Source organism: Hwanghaeella sp. 1Z406, from assembly GCF_048892425.1.
GTDB lineage: Bacteria > Pseudomonadota > Alphaproteobacteria > UBA8366 > Aestuariispiraceae > Pacificispira.
In genome coordinates this window covers 1-288 of record NZ_JBLZHU010000046.1, presented here as the reverse complement: position 1 = coordinate 288, position 288 = coordinate 1, and the positions used below count along the sequence as shown (strand labels likewise).

Below are 288 nucleotides of genomic sequence, written 5' to 3'. Positions count from 1 at the left end.
CAGAACTGTTTACCCAGTACCATTCGGCAGCCTTGACGACTTTAGCGGAGTTTCAGTAACTGACAATACTTCCCCAAGTGGAAGATCAATATTCCCAATCCATCTAACTGGTATTGGTAACAGCCCAGCTGTTCCATCCAGCGAGACTGCAAACATTGAAACAGCAGAGACACTGGGTGACGGAGCCTTGACAATTCACGTACAAGTGAATGATCCAGACTTCGACACATCAGCAGCTGGTGAAGATAAAATTGCAGAAAACGTCACTGGTACCAACAAAGGCCCGGC

At 47.2% G+C, this 288-nt stretch carries 1 protein-coding gene; it reads left to right on the top strand.

The genetic code is table 11. The features are described from left to right. Nucleotides 1-288: hypothetical protein (locus ACOSDR_RS20295; RefSeq protein WP_420732356.1), on the top strand; the 288-nt coding region annotated here is incomplete at both ends.